The organism is Halorubrum salipaludis, assembly GCF_002286985.1.
GTDB lineage: Archaea > Halobacteriota > Halobacteria > Halobacteriales > Haloferacaceae > Halorubrum > Halorubrum salipaludis.
Window position 1 is genome coordinate 1 of record NZ_NSKC01000025.1, and the last position, 2,325, is coordinate 2,325.

The window sequence follows — 2,325 nt, forward strand, 5'->3', positions numbered from 1 at the left end:
GGCTTTATGTACCCAGTTGTGAATAGCGACGTGACTCCGATCGATCCCAAACCTCTCGAGATGTTTACTTACCTCGCGGAGCGACATACCGGCTAAGTGACAGCGGATCCCTATTTCAATCGCCCATCGCGGAGTCCGATCTCGCTCCACAAACGACAAGTCAATCCACGCAATACGTTCGCTGAGGCGGTCGATTTCTGCCATAGACACTCAGACATCGTCCGCCTCATTCTCTAACTTAACGCGACCTGAACAAACGCAATAAAGACTATAACACCACGATCAGAGTTTAGTTGTACGTGAAGATGAGGCAGAAGCTCAATATCAAAAAACCCCATAATGCCGCGAATACGGATATCTATGCGAGCACCGATCGAACGCTGATCGAGGACTATAATCGATCGCTTGACAAGACCAGTGAGATAGACCAGGAACAGGCCTATTTATGTCCCGATAGCTCGCTTCGAACACGACTGGTTAAATACTCCCGATCAGTCGTACCTGCAATCGTGTTTAATTCGATTCAGCATGATGCTGCCCGTATACGGGGTGAGAAGATATCTGAAGTGGAGGTCTACCCCATTAGTACGCTGGTCACACTCTATCCAAGGAACTGTTCGCCAAAGACAATGCGCCCAGCAGTAAAGTTTCTCGATAAGGTTGGCTTGTTGAAACGGACATCAAACACGTGTGGATACCAGATGACAACCCGAGAGATTGGACCAGTATACAGAGAATTAGCTGACAATCCAGATGGCACCGAGACAACCTTTCAGAACTTCGAGAAGCGGGCGGTGAGTTCTATTCCCGGAATTCTCTTCTCGAGAGCGGCACTCCGGTCGTGGGTCCAGAGACGCTTCTACCGTGAACATATTACTGGTGGGTTACTTGTGGTGCTGGCTGTGGTGACAATGTATTACTTAGCGAATCGTGTCGGAGCGACCGGTGCTCTCTCCACTGTAGATATTGGGGTCGCCGCGTTGCTGACGTGGGTTGGGCTCGTCGGTATGATTGCCCTTGTGATCGGTGTCGGACGACGGCTATTTTCAGCGATGTTTTGATCCTCGATCGAACGCTTGATGCGAGAGGAAGACCACGGGATCGTCGTCTTATCTGTAATAACATATATATTATACTTGTGCTACTACCTATCTTCATATCTACTACACATACTACCCTATTCTTCTGTGTGTCCGGCCCAATTGTAGGGTGTACACAGGACATGCTACTACATACTAAACCGCATGACGTGGCGGGGGCACACTAGCATGTCCCGAGTGAATATAATAATAAGAACAGCCCAACCAAGTTGGATGTCACAGACGACAGTGCCCGACGGCTCTCACGGAGGAACAAATATCAGTATACAATGGTTTTCTGGGATAGAACCCGCTCAGATTCCGCACGAGAGACAGGATCCAGAAACCCATTGTCGGATATCGATCCACCTCCACTTTTCGAAGGGCGATCAATGGGGGCGACCGATGTCTGGATCGCCGTCGCATCGGGTCCGGAAGAGATATGTCTGATTTCAGATGATATCAAGAGTTTCGAGAGGTGGTCTCGGAACGGTGAGAGCCCCCGTTCATCTGGTGGGGTGCAAAGCGATGTCGTGGCGACGCTCCAACGCAAGCCCAGGTGGATATCCTGGGGTGTATAGAGGAGACCGGGTTCGGATCGCCTCTCTCGTGTCAGGAGTTGCGCGAGTGCCGCTGGATCCGATCCGGTGATCGATGGCTGGTCCCGTTAGGGCTGACTGATCTTCTAGCCTCCTCACCTCCGTGTTGGCCGACGGCAACCCACAGGCGTCGCCGCATCCGCTACCGCATGGCCTCATTATTGTTATTACCACTCGGTGGCAGGTAGTGTGTCTCCCCCCCGTCTGGGGAGTTAGTGTCTGATAGGGGGTATCGATCACATACTATATCGCCCGAAAACGCACACTAGCAGGCCATAGCATGTGTTTGAAGAGCTATGGATACGCCGGTATCTCGTGAGTTTTGGTGCCGCTCGGCGACGTGAGTTCTGGCGCAGTTCGCCGTGAGTATGGGCCAGGAAGTTACGAGATTGGTTTATACGGCTGTGTTGAATCGCCATACTGCAGCGAGGTAGGCCACTAAATCAAAGGAGTTGAAGCGGGAAGATTCGGTTGCCTATGACACAAATCTCCCGCTTCATCGGGGAGGTTGTGCCGGTTGCTCAAAGAGTTACTGGCGATGGAGGCGAATCCGCCGCCCCGGAAGGTGGCGGCGGATTCGCCGACTACGCACTCGTTTCCCTCCATTGTCTCCGGATTTACCTCGACACATCCTACCGAATGACGAT

At 52.0% G+C, this 2,325-nt stretch carries 1 protein-coding gene and 2 pseudogenes; 2 read left to right on the top strand and 1 reads right to left on the bottom strand.

All coding sequences use genetic code 11. The features are described 5' to 3' along the window. Positions 1–204, bottom strand: a pseudogene (locus tag CK500_RS17690) (IS6 family transposase); the annotation flags it as partial. Positions 205–299: 95 nt separating this feature from the next. Here CK500_RS17690 and CK500_RS17115 point away from each other — a divergent pair. Together CK500_RS17115 and CK500_RS16665 are read left to right on the top strand one after the other, a co-directional pair. Continuing rightward, the gene (locus CK500_RS17115; protein WP_144049610.1) at positions 300–1,061 is read left to right on the top strand and encodes a hypothetical protein; all 762 of its coding nucleotides are present in this window, start codon (positions 300–302) and stop codon (positions 1,059–1,061) included. Positions 1,062–2,155: 1,094 nt separating this feature from the next. Beyond that, a pseudogene (locus tag CK500_RS16665) lies at positions 2,156–2,325 on the top strand (IS5/IS1182 family transposase); the annotation flags it as partial.